Raw genomic sequence first — 13,686 nt, forward strand, 5'->3', positions numbered from 1 at the left:
GCTAAATGTATTTCGAAAAATATGAAAGAACGTATATTTTTAGATTTGAAAATATACGTTCTTGTTAGATAAGTAAGTGCAAATTGTAGTGTATGTTTCTATAAAATTTTTATATCTCCAGCATAAATTGTCCGGACTGTGCCATTATCCTCTGTTAGCTGTAGTACACCTTCGTCGGTAATCCCACTGGCAATGCCTTCAAAGCGCCCACGTAAAGTTGTTACTTCAATACGTTGTCCAATCGTACATGACATTTGTTCCCATAGCTTTTTAATGCTAGCAAAGCCTTCCTTCACGTATAATTCCGTGAATTGTTCTAGGTATTGTAAAATGGATGCGACAAGGGCAGCACGATTAATTTCCTCACCCGCTTCTATACGTAAAGATGTGGCAATATCAGCGATTTCCGGTGAGAAATCTGATTCGACTTGGTTTGCATTAATACCTATACCTACTAGCAATGCTTGTACACGGTCAGCCTCAGCCTGCATTTCTGTTAATATACCAGTACATTTTTTACTTTTAATGAGCAAATCATTTGGCCATTTAATGGCTGGCTCAATATGTTTATATAATGTTTTAATAGCCATTGTAACTGCAACTGCTACGACAAGTGTATACGATGAAGCTTGTTGAGGAGTGACATCTGGTCTCACAATAACAGTCATCCAAATACCTGTGCCATTTGCAGATTCCCATGGACGCGCCATACGACCACGACCGGCAGTTTGCTCCTCACCGATTATAATCGTACCATGTGGAGCGCCTTCCTGTGCAAGCCTGTGGGCGATTATTTGTGTTGAATCTACAACATCAAAATAATGAATTTCACGTCCAAAGCGTTCCGTATTTAAAAATAGTTCAATTTGTGTTGGACTTAAGCTATTTGGCACACCAGTCAGTACATAGCCCTTTTTCTTTACAGTTTCAAACGTATAGCCTTCCTCCTGTAGCGACTGCATATGTTTCCATACAGCTGTACGTGATACTCCAAGGGAATCCGCTAGCTCCTGACCCGAAACTGCTTCACCATTAGCAGCTAATATTCTTTTTAAAATTTCATCCTTCATTGAAATACTCATGCTATCAATCCTTTAATAAACTCTTATTTGCTTGCAAAATATTGAATCAATTTGTATTTATCATACTGTAAATTATGACAATTGACCACAATCTATCATCAAATATCTAGCTACTAGTTATTCGTTATTTTTAACTATTTCCGATCGTTGGAACACCATCATAACGTAGGGTTGATTTCCGTTCCGGCTGGGCGCTTTCCTGGGGGCGTCGGGCCAACACTATGTTGGTCACGAAGGCGTTATCACAGGATGTGATGCTTTTAGCCTTCGTTCCCCTATTGCTGATCCCCAAGGAGTCGCCCAGCCTCCACTACAATCAACTAATATACATGGTATGCGTTTTAACAATTGTCACCTCCAACTTTTGGTGATAAGCAAAAAATATTATAGAATCAAAAAATAAAGCTTAAATTAATAAGGAACCGTCTCATTCATTTTTTAAGACGGTTCCTTGTAATACAGACATGATAAAAATCAGAGTGTATCATTCTTTTTTGAAATAATCATGTTCTATCCAATTCTTTATCTGCTGTCGGTCATTTTGAAGCTCTCCATTGACAACAGCTTCAAGCACTGCCTGCAACGATTCTTTTACCCATGGTCCACCTTTTTTTCCGGACCATTTTATTAAATCCGTACCTTTTACAATTAGCTCCTGCTTGTGTCTAATTGGGAGATTCGTCTGTATTTCATAAATACTTTGTTGTGACCTTTGAACGTCAAGCTGTCTCAGCTCCGCAAAATAACAAGCTGTCTCGAGTTCCTGTTGTGAATGCGAAAAGTAATCCATATTCGTCCAGCCATTTTTTAAAGCTTTTAAAGCTGCTAATACAGCTTTTACAAATGCCATTTCCTTATTCGATAAACGATAGTCACCTAGCACTTCTCGCCAATGATCACCCTGTAACACTGCAAAATATGCCCATCCTAGTAGCTTGTCCTGAGTGATAAATTCACACCAGTCATCAGCTTGAAAAGTACCACCCAAATAATTCACTAAGCCACTTTCCTCAAGCTTTTTTATACCGTTAAAAACATGTTGTCCTACCCATAGCTTATCGAGCTCTGCCTTTATGCGCTCCTTCGCAATCCAAGAAATAGTATCAGCCTTGTCCTGCATTGCTTGCAAGGTTTCTGCTTCAATTAGAAAACCAAGCTGTGCTGAAAAACGTACGGCTCGTAGCATTCGTAATGCATCTTCCGAAAAGCGTTTCTGTGCATCACCTACAGCTCGAATGACACCAGCCTCAATATCTTGGCGCCCCCCGTAAAAATCAACAAAAGAGCCATCACGACGCATCGCTATGGCATTCATCGTAAAGTCTCGGCGCTGTAGATCATCTTTTAGCGAACGTACAAATTGCACTTCCTCTGGTCTACGGTGATCCGTATATTCCCCGTCCGTGCGATATGTCGTTACCTCCACCGATCCAGCTGGCACGATAACAAGTACCGTCCCATGCTGAATCCCTATATCAACCGTGTGATTAAAGACAGATTTTACTTCGTCTGGCATGGCATTTGTTGCAACATCTACATCATGGGCAGGGCGACCGAGTATTGCATCTCGTACCGCACCACCGACGATTACTGCTTCAAAGCCCGCGTTTTCTAGTTGTTCAATAACTGAATAGGCTGCTTGCCATTCTTTATTGTTTTGCATGATTTCTTTCAGCAACCTTTTCATACAATTTTTCATATTGTTCTACAATTTTAGATGAATGGAATTTTTCATCAACAGCACGGATGGCTGCCTCACGGAAACGTTGTAATTGCTCTTCATCCTTCAATAGGTTCACGGCATATTCTGCCACTGCGTCCGTATCACCTAATTCCACTATATAGCCATCTACACCATGCTCAATGACTTCTGGAATACCGCCTACAGCTGATCCGATACAAGGTACACCACAAGCCATTGCTTCAAGTAAGACTAGCCCGAATGATTCTTGCTGTGAAAGTAATAATTTAAGGTCACTGATTGCATACAATTCAGCCAAATTTTCTTGTTTACCTAAAAATAGAACATCCTTCATGTAGGGACTTTCCTTTACTTGATCCATTACCCGATGCTTTTCAGGACCATCTCCTACAAGCAAAAGCTTTGCCTTCATGTTTGCACGAATCTTCATAAATGCGTCTATTATATGAGGAAGATTCTTAATTTTACGGAAGTTAGATACGTGAATAATAACTTTTTCGTCTTCTTCAATTCCGAATTGTTCCTTTAGGCTCCCTAGATTGCGTGGGAAGTATTCACGTTCATCAACAAAGTTGTAAATCGTATTAATCGGCTTTACTGTATCAATAAGCTCATAGGTTTGTTGTTTTAATGCCTCTGACACTGTTGTAACGATATCAGATTTGTCAATGCCATACTTAATTGCCTGTGAAAGGGTGGAATCCTGCCCAAGTACCGAAATATCTGTACCGTGTAGCGTTGTGACAATCCCAATGTCACGACCACTCATTTCACGTGCTAAGACAGCACAGACAGCATGTGGTATTGCATAATGCACATGAAGCACATCTAGCTCTTCATCCTTAATCACGTCCGCCATTTTACTCGCTAATGCTATATCATATGGCGAATATTGAAATACTGAATAATTATTAACTTCTACTTCATGGAAAAAGACGGTTGGATAAATTTTATTCAATCGAAATGGTACGCTTGAGGTGATGAAATGAATCTCGTGCCCTCTCTCTGCAAGCATTTTTCCTAATTCTGTTGCAATAACACCAGAGCCTCCAACAGTTGGATAACAGGTAATGCCAATTTTTAGCTTTTTCATTCGATTATCATCCTTTCTAAATCACGTCTTTTTTTAATTTCGTCCTTCTTGAATCAGTCTCCAATCCACAAAGCCTTCTTGTAGGCCTTTTAGTAATATTTCTGCAGTGCCCATATTCGTAGCCAGTGGCACTTGGTAAACATCACAAAGACGGATCAGTGCTGAAACATCTGGCTCATGTGGTTGTGCTGTTAAAGGATCACGGAAAAAAATGACCATGTCCATTTCATTATTGGCAATCATTGCGCCAATTTGTTGATCACCACCGAGTGGTCCAGAACGGAAACGTGTTACCTCTAAGCCTGTAGCTTCAATAACACGCTGTCCTGTTGTACCTGTAGCAAACAACGTATGCTCATTTAAAATATCTCGGTAAGCAATAGCAAACTGTACTAAATTATCTTTTTTGCGATCATGTGCAATTAATGCGATTTTCATAAAGCTTCCATCCCAATCTTTAGATGATGTTTTCTAAACCATATACAAGTTGATCCATTTTCATGACTTCTTCTATGCAAAATGCTACACCAGACATAAAAGAATTACGGTTTAACGAATCATGGCGAATTGTTAAAAGCTGTCCGTCTCCACCAAATAACACTTGCTGGTGTGCCACTAAACCTGGTAAACGAACAGAGTGAAGACGCATGCCATCCAATTCTGCCCCTCTTGCACCCTCAAGTGTTTCTTTCTCCTCTGGATGTCCTTGCATTTTTTGTGCTCGCACCTCCTGAATCAATTGTGCTGTTTTAACAGCTGTTCCAGATGGTGCATCTAGCTTTTGATCGTGGTGCATTTCAATAATTTCAACATCAGGTAAATATTTTGCCGCTTCCTTAGCAAACTTCATCATAAGGATTGCCCCTATCGCAAAGTTTGGAGCAATAATGCAGCCAAGCTCTTTTTCTTTAGCCATTGCTGATAATTCCACTAGTTGTGCATCTGTAAAGCCCGTTGTACCAATTACAGGTCGTACATTTAAATTCAAGGCTTCTTTAGTATGTTTATATACTGCATGCGGGCTTGTTAAATCAACTAATATGTCAGGTGCAGTTGCCTCTACAAGCTCTGACAAATCTGTAAAGATTGGAGCCGTATAACTTGCCGGAAACATTTCCAAATCAGCTAGTGTTTTTCCTACTTCCTTATAATCTAGTACAGCTACTAATTCCATTTTGTCATGCTTCATAACTGTATGTACAGCCTCAGCCCCCATCTTTCCCCTAGGTCCTGCAATAGCTACACGAATTGACATTATTCATCATCCTTTCTAGTCCAACGATCTTTATCCCTTGTTTCAAATTTATGTATAACTCGTAAAAGTGCTTCATCTAATTTAATGCCTTGCGCATTTGCAAAGCAAACTAAAACAAAGAAAAAGTCACCTAATTCTTCTTCAATACTGTTAGCATTCTCTGTACTCTTTTTCTTTTTTTGCCCATAAACGTCCTGCACCTCGCGAGACAATTCACCAAGCTCCTCAGTTAGACGAGCCAATAACTCAAATGGTGGGAAATAACCTTCCTTAAATTGTCCTATATAATCATCTACACGCTGCTGTAAAGCTTGCATTGTCACTTGTTCAGTCATTTAAATCACACTCCTACTTACCATCGTATAAAATTTACACCATTGTTGTCAAAAACAATAAAATGTCAGATAATAGATAGCACTACTTCATTTGTTTGGGACTACAGGAGGTCATATGTTAAAACAGATCAAAATCAGCAATATCATCGCAATAATGCTCGGAGCTGCAATTTTTAGCTTCGGCTTCGTCCACTTCAACATGCAAAACCAACTCGGTGAAGGTGGCCTAAGTGGGATTACACTTATACTTTATTTTACACTAGGTTGGGACCCTGCCTTCATGAATTTACTATTAAACATTCCTATGTTTATTATTGGTTATCGTTTACTTGGGAAAAAATCATTTATTTATACGCTCGTTGGAACTTTATCTGTTTCAGTTTTCCTAAAAGTTTTCCAAAAGTATCAATTTACGATTCATTTAGAGGATGATTTGCTACTTGTTGCTCTTTTTGCAGGGGTTTTTGTTGGACTAGGGCTCGGTATCGTTTTTCGCTTCGGTGGTACAACTGGCGGTGTAGATATTTTAGCTCGCCTTGGGCATAAATATTTTGGCTGGAGTATGGGTAAAACGATGTTTCTATTTGACGCAATTGTCATTACACTGTCATGGATAACGTTTTTAGATGCACGCTCTATGATGTATACCCTTGTCGCGGTATTTGTTGGCGCACGCGTCATTGATTTTGTTCAAGAAGGAGCATATGCAGCACGTGGAGCACTTATTATATCTGAAAAATCTAGCGCCATTGCTGAAATGATTGCATTACGAATGGAACGCGGCATTACTATACTTGAAGGTCATGGCCATTTTACGAAACAACACAAGGAAGTTATTTATTGTGTCATTGGTCGCAATGAGGTTGTACGTTTAAAATCTATTGTTTATGAGGTCGATCCTCACGCGTTCGTCTCTATAATAGAAGTACGGGATGTGGCAGGAGAAGGCTTCACGCTCGACGACCAAAAACAACCGCTCCATTAAAATGAACAATTTGCCTGCTCTTTCGAATAAAACATTCGTTGAGGTAGGCTTTTTTTTACATATTAAATTGTAATACCACAGTTTGACGGATTAAAAAACTTGCTATAGTGAAATACCACTACAACAAGTTTTTTTAATTAGTCGTCACTTCGCATATTTGTAAAGATTAATACTAAACGTAATAATTCTAATACAGCTACTGCTGCTGCGGCAACATATGTTAATGCTGCTGCACTTAACACTTTGCGCGCTGGACGCTCTTCTTCATTTGTAATAATCCCTAGAGAATTCATTTGCACTAATGCACGCTTTGATGCATCAAACTCTACTGGTAACGTTACTAATTGGAAAACTACACCTGCAGCCAATAATACGATACCTAAAAGTAACATATTTGCACTACTTGCAAAAATACCAATCATGACAAATATCCAAGACATATTTGATGAAATATTTGCAACTGGCACTAGCTTACTACGTAATGTCAGCATTGAATAAGCTTCTTTATGTTGGATGGCATGGCCAACCTCGTGGGCAGCAACTGCAGCTCCAGCAATACTCGCCTCATAAAAGTTACTTTCCGATAAAGCAACTGTTTTTGTCGCCGGATTATAGTGATCAGACAACACACCTTGTGTTGGAACAACTCGTACATCATATAAGCCGTTTGCATCTAAAATCGCACGCGCTACCTCTGCACCTGTTTGTCCCTTCATTGTACGTTCTTTTGCAAACTTATTATACGTGCCCTTTACTTTCATCTGTGCATAAAGCGGCAGTAGCATTATTATTGCAAAATAAACAATATACATACCTGTTGACAATTTTCTAACCCCTTTCTATCTCTATACTATAATTCTATAATCAATTACTTAATTCGGCAAATATTTGCGCCACCTAATTGAGAAGACCGCTAGAAAAATGCATGCAACCGATAACCAAAAAGTAAAATAGCCAATATAGCTTGTATAATCTGCTAAATCACGATACATCGGCATTTGGCCAAATACATAATCAATTACATCATTATGCAATGTCCATACAGCTGCCACGGCAATATGCCAATATGAAAAAACATATTTACCAAGATACAGAATTGATTGGAAGGCCATCATAAAATGCGAGCCTACAAGCATCCAGCCTTGCCACCCAATAGATCCAGTCTCAATCAACGTCCAAATATTCATCACGTCAGCCCATAATCCATACTTTACTAATGTTATCAGTGCTAGTACTTCCATTAGCGGCCATTTTTTGCCCATAATCCAAGCTAACAATACAAAGCAAAAGAATAAGCTGGCTGTCGGGCTATCCGGCACAAAAATATAAAAAATAGGCTTTGTGATGGCAAGCTGCCATCCGTACCAATAATAACCGTAAATAGTTCCTAATAGATTGATAATAAGTAAAAGTATTAAAAATGACTTATGCGTAAGGAGATACCAGACATTTGCACGTGTAATTTGCATAATTAAAACTCCTTTATCTTCTGTCTTTACTAAGATGCCTTTTTTAACTGTTATTATGTATAAGATTGTCTTTAATTTGCCACATTCTTTCAATATTGAATATTGGCAGAATTTTTTTGCTCCTAACCATAATGTAAGGTTGATTTCCGTTCCGACTGGGCGCTTTGTTGCTGCCGCTTCGCTTTCGCACAGTTAAAACATTTGCCGCTGACGCTTCGCTTTCGCGCAGAGCAGAGTTTCCTGGGGGCGTCCGATGAGCCTTTTCACTCGCGTTGCTCGCTCCAATCAACTTATATACAATGTCATCCCTTACTTTTGTAGATGAGCTTTGTTTCTAACATTCCCTTAAATAGACTACATCAAAAGTTGGGGTGTTACACACTTTGTAGCAACTAGCGTGTATTTTGGCAAAGCGCCTACATAAATTCTGGTGACTTCCCCGCCTTTTTCGGCAACTTACCGCCTAGCCTTCTCGGTTTGTTCATAGAAACAATCTTGACTGGCCACTTTTCCGCAGGAGTGACTGGACATTTATCTCTATTTTAAATAGTATGTAACTCCTAACAAATATTATTGAAGCAATAATATATTTTGCGGGAACTTTTTTGAAGCTGTAACAGTCACATTATTATACTAGCAGAAAAAAAGAGCCAGTTTCCTGACTCTTTTAAAACAAATCTTATTCCTTAGCCTTTAAGCTCGCAATAAATTCAGCTAATTGCTTCGCTTCTTCGTCTGTACCGTGGAATTGACCGGCTGGCATTCCACCACGACCATTATGAATAATATCTTCAACTTCTTCAGCCGTTAGTGTATTACCAAGTAATTTTGGAGCAGCTGGGCCACCATTTAAATCAGCAGCATGACAGCCGATACAAGATTTAGCTTGGTCACCTGAGTCACCATTCCAAATCGCAAATCCTGGAAGTGATTCATCAATATCAACATCAACTTCTTCAATAATTGCACCCATTGCTTTTTGAGCTTCCCAGTCATGGTTAACAACTGACTCCCATGTTAAGTAGAACATAGCAGCCAACGTTAATAACATAAACGCTGTTGGTAATGGGCGTTTAGATGGACGACGCTCTGGACTTTTATCTAAAAATGGCATTAATAATAGCGCTCCAAATGCAAGACCTGGAATTACGATTGCTCCAATAACATTATATGGACCTGAAGCATATGAGTATTTTAATAATTGATACATGAATAAGAAGTACCAGTCCGGTAATGGCACGTATGCTCTTGTTGGATCAGCTGGTCCTTCAAGAGGTGATGGATGTGCAACTGTTAATATTAAATAAGCTATTAAAAATACAGCACCAACCATCCATTCTTTTAGTAAGAAGTTCGGCCAGAAAGCTTCCGTCTTACCTGGATATTCGGAATAATCCTTTGGAACGTTCGGCATTTTGTGATTCGCTTTAATACGAGAATCACCAACAAATTTCATTCCTTTTCCGCGATGCATTATGTCCCCTCCTTTAAAAAATCATCGAACCGTCAAGAACTATTACAACGGCCCTGAAATTCCTTGACGACGAATCATGATAAAGTGTGCTGCAAGTAACCCAAACAATACTGCAGGTAAGAAGAATACATGAATCGCAAAGAATCGTGTTAACGTTTGAGCCCCAAGAATAGTTGAGTCACCCGCTAATAAGATTTTAATCCATCCACCGATAAACGGTACAGATGCAGCAATTTCGATACCTACTTTAGTAGCGAATAATGCTTTCATATCCCATGGTAATAAGTATCCTGTAAAACCAAGACCCATCATTACACCAAAAATACCTACACCAACCATCCAGTTTAATTCACGAGGTTTCTTATAAGAACCTGTAAAGAATACACGAAGAGTATGTAAGAACATCATTACGATTACTAATGAAGCTCCCCAGTGGTGCATACCGCGTACGATTTCACCAAATGCTACTTCGTTTTGTAAATAATAAACTGATTTCCAAGCATTCACTACGTCTGGTACATAGTACATTGTTAAGAACATACCAGATAGTATTTGAATCACTGTGATGAAGAAAGTTAATCCTCCGAAACAGTAAACGAATGCTGAAAAATGATGTGCAGGGTTCACGTGCTCTGGCACTTCGTGGTCGGCAATATCACGCCAAATAGGTGTAATATCTAAGCGTTCATCGACCCAATCATAAATTTTATTTAGCACTGTTTTGTACCCCCTTACTTAACTAGAGTATTTGCTTTAGTTGGACCAAGCGATAAGTAACCATCTTCTTCTTTAACTTCGTATTCATCCAACGGACCTGTAGGCGGTGTACCTGGTACGTTTTTACCATTTTTCTCGTAACGTCCAGCGTGACAAGGACAGAAGAATTGATTTGGATGTTTTGTATCTTCTTCCCAGCCAACCATACATCCTAAATGCTTACAAACAGGAGATAATGCAACGATTTGATCGCCATCTTTGTAAACCCAAGCAACGTTTGTTACTTCTGATTTGTACCATGCGTCAACTTGTTCAAATTTTAAGTCAACTTTAACTGGTTTGTCAGTAATATCAGCGATTTTATGCTCTGTCTTTATAAAATTCCCACCATCATGTTTTTGTAATAATGGGTCAACTGCAAAGCGAAGCATCGGCATCAGCATACCTGCCGCCATAAAGCCACCTACACCAGTTAGTGTATAGCTTAGGAATTGACGACGTGAAACTCGATTATTACTCATTTTTTTCCCCCCTCTAACTTAAAGGTCAGTCCAACGGACATTCTTTTACAAATAGTAATACTAGGACATATCTATGATATATCAAGTCCATAGCTTGGTCAATATAGCATTCTGTGGAAAGCTGGAGAATGTGAACATTTATTGAAACAAATTGTTAAATCTGTGCCCATTTGGTCGAAAGCATCGGAATCACTTGTCGCAATTGATCTTCGAGAATAGAGCTTTTCACACCTTTATCCATACTTTCTAACGGAATCGCTGGTAGCCAAACTACATTTATTTCTTCTCCAATATTTGTCCAAAAATGGTCACAAGTAATGAAGAACACATGCTTAAAACCAGCATTATGTAATTGTGCCTCTAATTCCTTCGGCATATCTTCGTTTTTTAATGTTGCACTATACGAAAATGGTGGCATCAGTAAAAGACGACCTTTAAACTGTTGTTCGATAAAAGATGTAAGCGATAACAAAAAATCCGCCTCTGTACCACTCTGTTTCATTTTTTCAGGAGATAAATCGACGGTTACGAGTGGAACAATTGCTGTATCGATAAATTCCTTCTGTGCCATAAACGATGTCACATCGCTTGCATTAAAATACATCTTACAAACCTCCTCTTGTTGCATAAATCAATTTCGCTTTGGCGTAATTCAATATCCGTGACATCCGCCAGGGCTTTAGGCCAACAAATGTTTTTTGAAGCGTAGTGCTAACGCAGCATCAGCAAAAGGTTTTGTCTGTGCGAAAGCGTAGCGTCAGCAACAACAACAACATAATGTTGGTCACTCAGTCGTTGCCACAGGACGTGGCATTCTTAGACTGGGTTCTTTATTTCAATGGGGTTTTGTACACCCACTGAATGAAGATAAAAAAAATGCCCTTCTCCACTCTTCAATAGGATAGCCAATAAAAAGTGAAAACAATCATTCACTTGTTATGTTATCATATTGAGGTAGATAAAGGACATTCAATTTTTGCCTTTAACTAACGTAAATTAGCTGTTTCCTTTAGAGCTTGTAACAAATTTGACAATTCATAAAATCGCTCTTCATCTCCCTGATCAAGAGCTTCATCAATTTGCGCGAGTAATTTTTCTTCTTGGAATACGAGTAAGCTGTTGGAAAGCAGCTCTTCTGCCAGTAAACGATCTTTTTCACTGACAATAAGTGCTTCCGGCATATAAGGGTTTTCTTCAAGAACTGCTAAGTATTGTGCACTTGGTGGTACATTAGGAAAATTCAATTGTATATACATATCTTCATGTTCATGTAAGCGTAAATCATGGAAAGATTTCTCAGCATCTGCTGTCATTACATTACCTTTGTAAAAACGAAATGGCACACCAGTTGAGTCAACTGTTGACATTACCATTGCTCTAGGGCAATAGTGAGCTTCTTCAACAAATCGAATTCGTTTTAATAACTCATCGTTGCTTAATAAGTAATTCAAAATCCATACACATTCACGACGTTTCAATTGATAATTCTTTAAAAACCATCTAACAAATGCTTTTTTATCGACAACTGATACAGAAGCAGTCATACCCACTCCCTCCTTTACTCAAATTCTAAGGTTTCTAACTTCTCTTGCCACTCTAGTTCACCCGGCTGAATAGTTATTAAATGACCGAGTACTTCTTTAGCTTCTGAACGCTTTCCTTCTTCTAATAAGAAATAAACATATTTTTCTAAAAATGCTGCGTCTTCCTTAAAATCATTATATGCCAAACGGTAAAATTCGTATGCACGGTCGTACAATTCTAAATTTTCATATGCAACCGCAGCAAATGGGTATAAGGTGCTCCATTCAAAATCATTTTTTTGCAACTCTTCAAATAATTCTATTACATCCTCATGACGCTCTTGCTGTGCCAACACAGAGATTAATGACAATACTGCCTCCATGTATTCAGGATCTAAGGCAATAGCTTCACGTAGATGCTGTTCACCCTCAGCTGGCAAACCCGTTTTCAAAGCCATTTTACCTGCGAATAAATATAAGGATTTATCATATTCATCACGCTTTAAACCTTCAAGAATGGCCGCGTAAGCTTTTGTATTGTCCTCCGTCATGGCATAGCTTTCAGCAAGCAATAAATAGGCAGAAAAATAATCAGGATCTAATTCTTTTAATTCTTCTAATTGTTTAATGGCCATTTCATATTTTCGAGATTGAAAGGCCGAATACGCAGCACCAAATAAAACATCCGGCTTTACTTCATCGTCAAGTGCTTTTAAATAGTAATCTAAAGCCGTTTCATAGGCAGCTCCAGCACGATACACCTCAGCAAGTCGTTCAACAAGACTTATCCCAGCAAATTCAACTTGTTGTTCATACAATTCTTCATATAGTCTCGCAGCCTCTAAAAAACGACCCGTTTCAAATAAAAGCTCCGCTTTAGCAAATTGTAATAATGGCTCCTCTGGTAATATAGATAGTGCCTCATTAATGCGCATTTCTGCTACTTCGAATAATCCTTGCATTTGATAATAATCTGCTAATACTAATAATGCTTGGGGATATTCTGGAGATGTCTCCTCAATTTCTAATAAAAAATCTAGCGCTTCATCTTCAGCGCCAAGTTCCATTAAGACGTTTGCACGATCAATTTTCAACTGTGCCTCTTCCGGGAATAAAAATTGTAAATGCTCCAGTACACGGTCAGCTTCCTTCATATACCCATACTGCATAAACACTTCAGCTAGCGTATAAATTTCCTCTGGTAGCTCCTTCGTTAAAAATGATTCAAGTAGCTGTTCAATTAATGCTAAGTCTCCTTGTTCAAGTGCTTGCATTATTTCAGTCATCGCATTGTTCACAGTCATTCACCTATTCTTTCATTAATATCTTTATGCTACAAAACATTTTCTTTCGAAACAAGAAAAAACTCCCCAAAAGACTTGGAGAGTCAGGATTAATTTCGCCTTGGCGTCATTACGTCCGGATTTTGAGTTGTGCCCAGGTCTGCACGAGTGCCGACAAGATGTCGGTAATGCCACAGGACGTAGCATCCTTACAAAGTTCCTCTATTTCAGTAGGCGTTTGGTACAT

At 38.8% G+C, this 13,686-nt stretch carries 15 protein-coding genes; 1 reads left to right on the top strand and 14 read right to left on the bottom strand.

Annotation, left to right across the window (positions count from 1 at the left end):
* Positions 1 to 98: 98 nt before the first annotated feature.
* From ACQKMI_RS06395 to ACQKMI_RS06420, 6 genes are all read right to left on the bottom strand, one after another.
* A complete protein-coding gene (locus ACQKMI_RS06395; RefSeq protein ID WP_427487809.1) occupies positions 99 to 1,082 on the bottom strand; it encodes a biotin--[acetyl-CoA-carboxylase] ligase in 984 nt (327 codons plus the stop codon).
* A 484-nt stretch (positions 1,083 to 1,566) separates the two neighbouring features.
* A complete protein-coding gene (locus tag ACQKMI_RS06400) occupies positions 1,567 to 2,745 on the bottom strand; it encodes a CCA tRNA nucleotidyltransferase (protein ID WP_427487810.1) in 1,179 nt (392 codons plus the stop codon).
* Complete coding sequence (gene bshA, locus ACQKMI_RS06405; protein WP_427487811.1) at positions 2,732 to 3,877, bottom strand: N-acetyl-alpha-D-glucosaminyl L-malate synthase BshA; 1,146 nt, start codon at positions 3,875 to 3,877, stop codon at positions 2,732 to 2,734. The genes ACQKMI_RS06400 and bshA overlap by 14 nt, the downstream gene beginning before the upstream one ends.
* Positions 3,878 to 3,910: 33 nt before the next feature.
* On the bottom strand, positions 3,911 to 4,315 hold the full coding sequence (gene mgsA, locus ACQKMI_RS06410) for a methylglyoxal synthase (protein WP_427416681.1): 405 nt from the start codon (positions 4,313 to 4,315) through the stop codon (positions 3,911 to 3,913).
* A 19-nt stretch (positions 4,316 to 4,334) separates the two neighbouring features.
* Entirely contained in the window at positions 4,335 to 5,132 is a 798-nt protein-coding gene (gene dapB, locus ACQKMI_RS06415) for a 4-hydroxy-tetrahydrodipicolinate reductase (protein WP_427487812.1), read from the bottom strand.
* Positions 5,132 to 5,467 (bottom strand): nucleotide pyrophosphohydrolase, encoded by a 336-nt coding sequence (locus tag ACQKMI_RS06420; RefSeq protein WP_427487813.1) that lies wholly within the window; start codon positions 5,465 to 5,467, stop codon positions 5,132 to 5,134. The genes dapB and ACQKMI_RS06420 overlap by 1 nt, the downstream gene beginning before the upstream one ends.
* A gap of 115 nt (positions 5,468 to 5,582) precedes the next feature.
* Here ACQKMI_RS06420 and ACQKMI_RS06425 point away from each other — a divergent pair, with 115 nt between their 5' ends.
* The gene (locus tag ACQKMI_RS06425; RefSeq protein WP_427487814.1) at positions 5,583 to 6,452 is read left to right on the top strand and encodes a YitT family protein; all 870 of its coding nucleotides are present in this window, start codon (positions 5,583 to 5,585) and stop codon (positions 6,450 to 6,452) included.
* 137 nt (positions 6,453 to 6,589) lie between these two features.
* Here ACQKMI_RS06425 and ACQKMI_RS06430 read toward each other — a convergent pair whose 3' ends face one another.
* The 8 genes from ACQKMI_RS06430 to ACQKMI_RS06465 all read right to left on the bottom strand — a co-directional run bounded on the left by ACQKMI_RS06430 (position 6,590) and on the right by ACQKMI_RS06465 (position 13,460).
* A complete protein-coding gene (locus ACQKMI_RS06430; protein ID WP_248719165.1) occupies positions 6,590 to 7,264 on the bottom strand; it encodes a zinc metallopeptidase in 675 nt (224 codons plus the stop codon).
* A gap of 60 nt (positions 7,265 to 7,324) precedes the next feature.
* Positions 7,325 to 7,921, bottom strand: coding sequence for a DUF1405 domain-containing protein (locus ACQKMI_RS06435; RefSeq protein ID WP_427487815.1), 597 nt, complete (start codon positions 7,919 to 7,921; stop codon positions 7,325 to 7,327).
* Between the two features lie 679 nt (positions 7,922 to 8,600).
* On the bottom strand, positions 8,601 to 9,395 hold the full coding sequence (locus ACQKMI_RS06440) for a c-type cytochrome (RefSeq protein WP_427487816.1): 795 nt from the start codon (positions 9,393 to 9,395) through the stop codon (positions 8,601 to 8,603).
* Positions 9,396 to 9,437: 42 nt separating this feature from the next.
* Positions 9,438 to 10,112: a menaquinol-cytochrome c reductase cytochrome b subunit gene (gene qcrB, locus ACQKMI_RS06445; protein WP_323649245.1), complete on the bottom strand. Its 675-nt coding sequence runs from the start codon at positions 10,110 to 10,112 to the stop codon at positions 9,438 to 9,440.
* A 14-nt stretch (positions 10,113 to 10,126) separates the two neighbouring features.
* Positions 10,127 to 10,633: a ubiquinol-cytochrome c reductase iron-sulfur subunit gene (locus tag ACQKMI_RS06450; protein ID WP_427487817.1), complete on the bottom strand. Its 507-nt coding sequence runs from the start codon at positions 10,631 to 10,633 to the stop codon at positions 10,127 to 10,129.
* Between the two features lie 154 nt (positions 10,634 to 10,787).
* A complete protein-coding gene (locus tag ACQKMI_RS06455) occupies positions 10,788 to 11,237 on the bottom strand; it encodes a DUF2487 family protein (protein ID WP_427487818.1) in 450 nt (149 codons plus the stop codon).
* A 382-nt stretch (positions 11,238 to 11,619) separates the two neighbouring features.
* A complete protein-coding gene (locus tag ACQKMI_RS06460) occupies positions 11,620 to 12,177 on the bottom strand; it encodes a ReoY family proteolytic degradation factor (RefSeq protein WP_053593562.1) in 558 nt (185 codons plus the stop codon).
* Positions 12,178 to 12,191: 14 nt separating this feature from the next.
* Positions 12,192 to 13,460 (bottom strand): tetratricopeptide repeat protein, encoded by a 1,269-nt coding sequence (locus ACQKMI_RS06465; RefSeq protein WP_427487819.1) that lies wholly within the window; start codon positions 13,458 to 13,460, stop codon positions 12,192 to 12,194.
* Positions 13,461 to 13,686 lie beyond the last annotated feature (226 nt).

The sequence above is a fragment of the Lysinibacillus sp. NPDC097214 genome (assembly GCF_050277945.1).
Taxonomy (GTDB): Bacteria; Bacillota; Bacilli; order Bacillales_A; family Planococcaceae; genus Lysinibacillus; species Lysinibacillus xylanilyticus_B.

Coding starts and splice junctions, on each gene's coding strand:
- ACQKMI_RS06395 (WP_427487809.1), bottom strand. CDS start 1,082: ATGAGTATTTCAATGAAGGATGAAATTTTAAAAAGAATATTAGCTGCT.
- bshA (WP_427487811.1), bottom strand. CDS start 3,877: ATGAAAAAGCTAAAAATTGGCATTACCTGTTATCCAACTGTTGGAGGC.
- ACQKMI_RS06465 (WP_427487819.1), bottom strand. CDS start 13,460: ATGACTGTGAACAATGCGATGACTGAAATAATGCAAGCACTTGAACAA.
- ACQKMI_RS06420 (WP_427487813.1), bottom strand. CDS start 5,467: ATGACTGAACAAGTGACAATGCAAGCTTTACAGCAGCGTGTAGATGAT.
- ACQKMI_RS06450 (WP_427487817.1), bottom strand. CDS start 10,633: ATGAGTAATAATCGAGTTTCACGTCGTCAATTCCTAAGCTATACACTA.
- mgsA (WP_427416681.1), bottom strand. CDS start 4,315: ATGAAAATCGCATTAATTGCACATGATCGCAAAAAAGATAATTTAGTA.
- ACQKMI_RS06435 (WP_427487815.1), bottom strand. CDS start 7,921: ATGCAAATTACACGTGCAAATGTCTGGTATCTCCTTACGCATAAGTCA.
- ACQKMI_RS06400 (WP_427487810.1), bottom strand. CDS start 2,745: ATGCAAAACAATAAAGAATGGCAAGCAGCCTATTCAGTTATTGAACAA.
- ACQKMI_RS06460 (WP_053593562.1), bottom strand. CDS start 12,177: ATGACTGCTTCTGTATCAGTTGTCGATAAAAAAGCATTTGTTAGATGG.
- ACQKMI_RS06425 (WP_427487814.1), top strand. CDS start 5,583: ATGTTAAAACAGATCAAAATCAGCAATATCATCGCAATAATGCTCGGA.
- ACQKMI_RS06430 (WP_248719165.1), bottom strand. CDS start 7,264: ATGTATATTGTTTATTTTGCAATAATAATGCTACTGCCGCTTTATGCA.
- dapB (WP_427487812.1), bottom strand. CDS start 5,132: ATGTCAATTCGTGTAGCTATTGCAGGACCTAGGGGAAAGATGGGGGCT.
- ACQKMI_RS06440 (WP_427487816.1), bottom strand. CDS start 9,395: ATGCATCGCGGAAAAGGAATGAAATTTGTTGGTGATTCTCGTATTAAA.
- ACQKMI_RS06455 (WP_427487818.1), bottom strand. CDS start 11,237: ATGTATTTTAATGCAAGCGATGTGACATCGTTTATGGCACAGAAGGAA.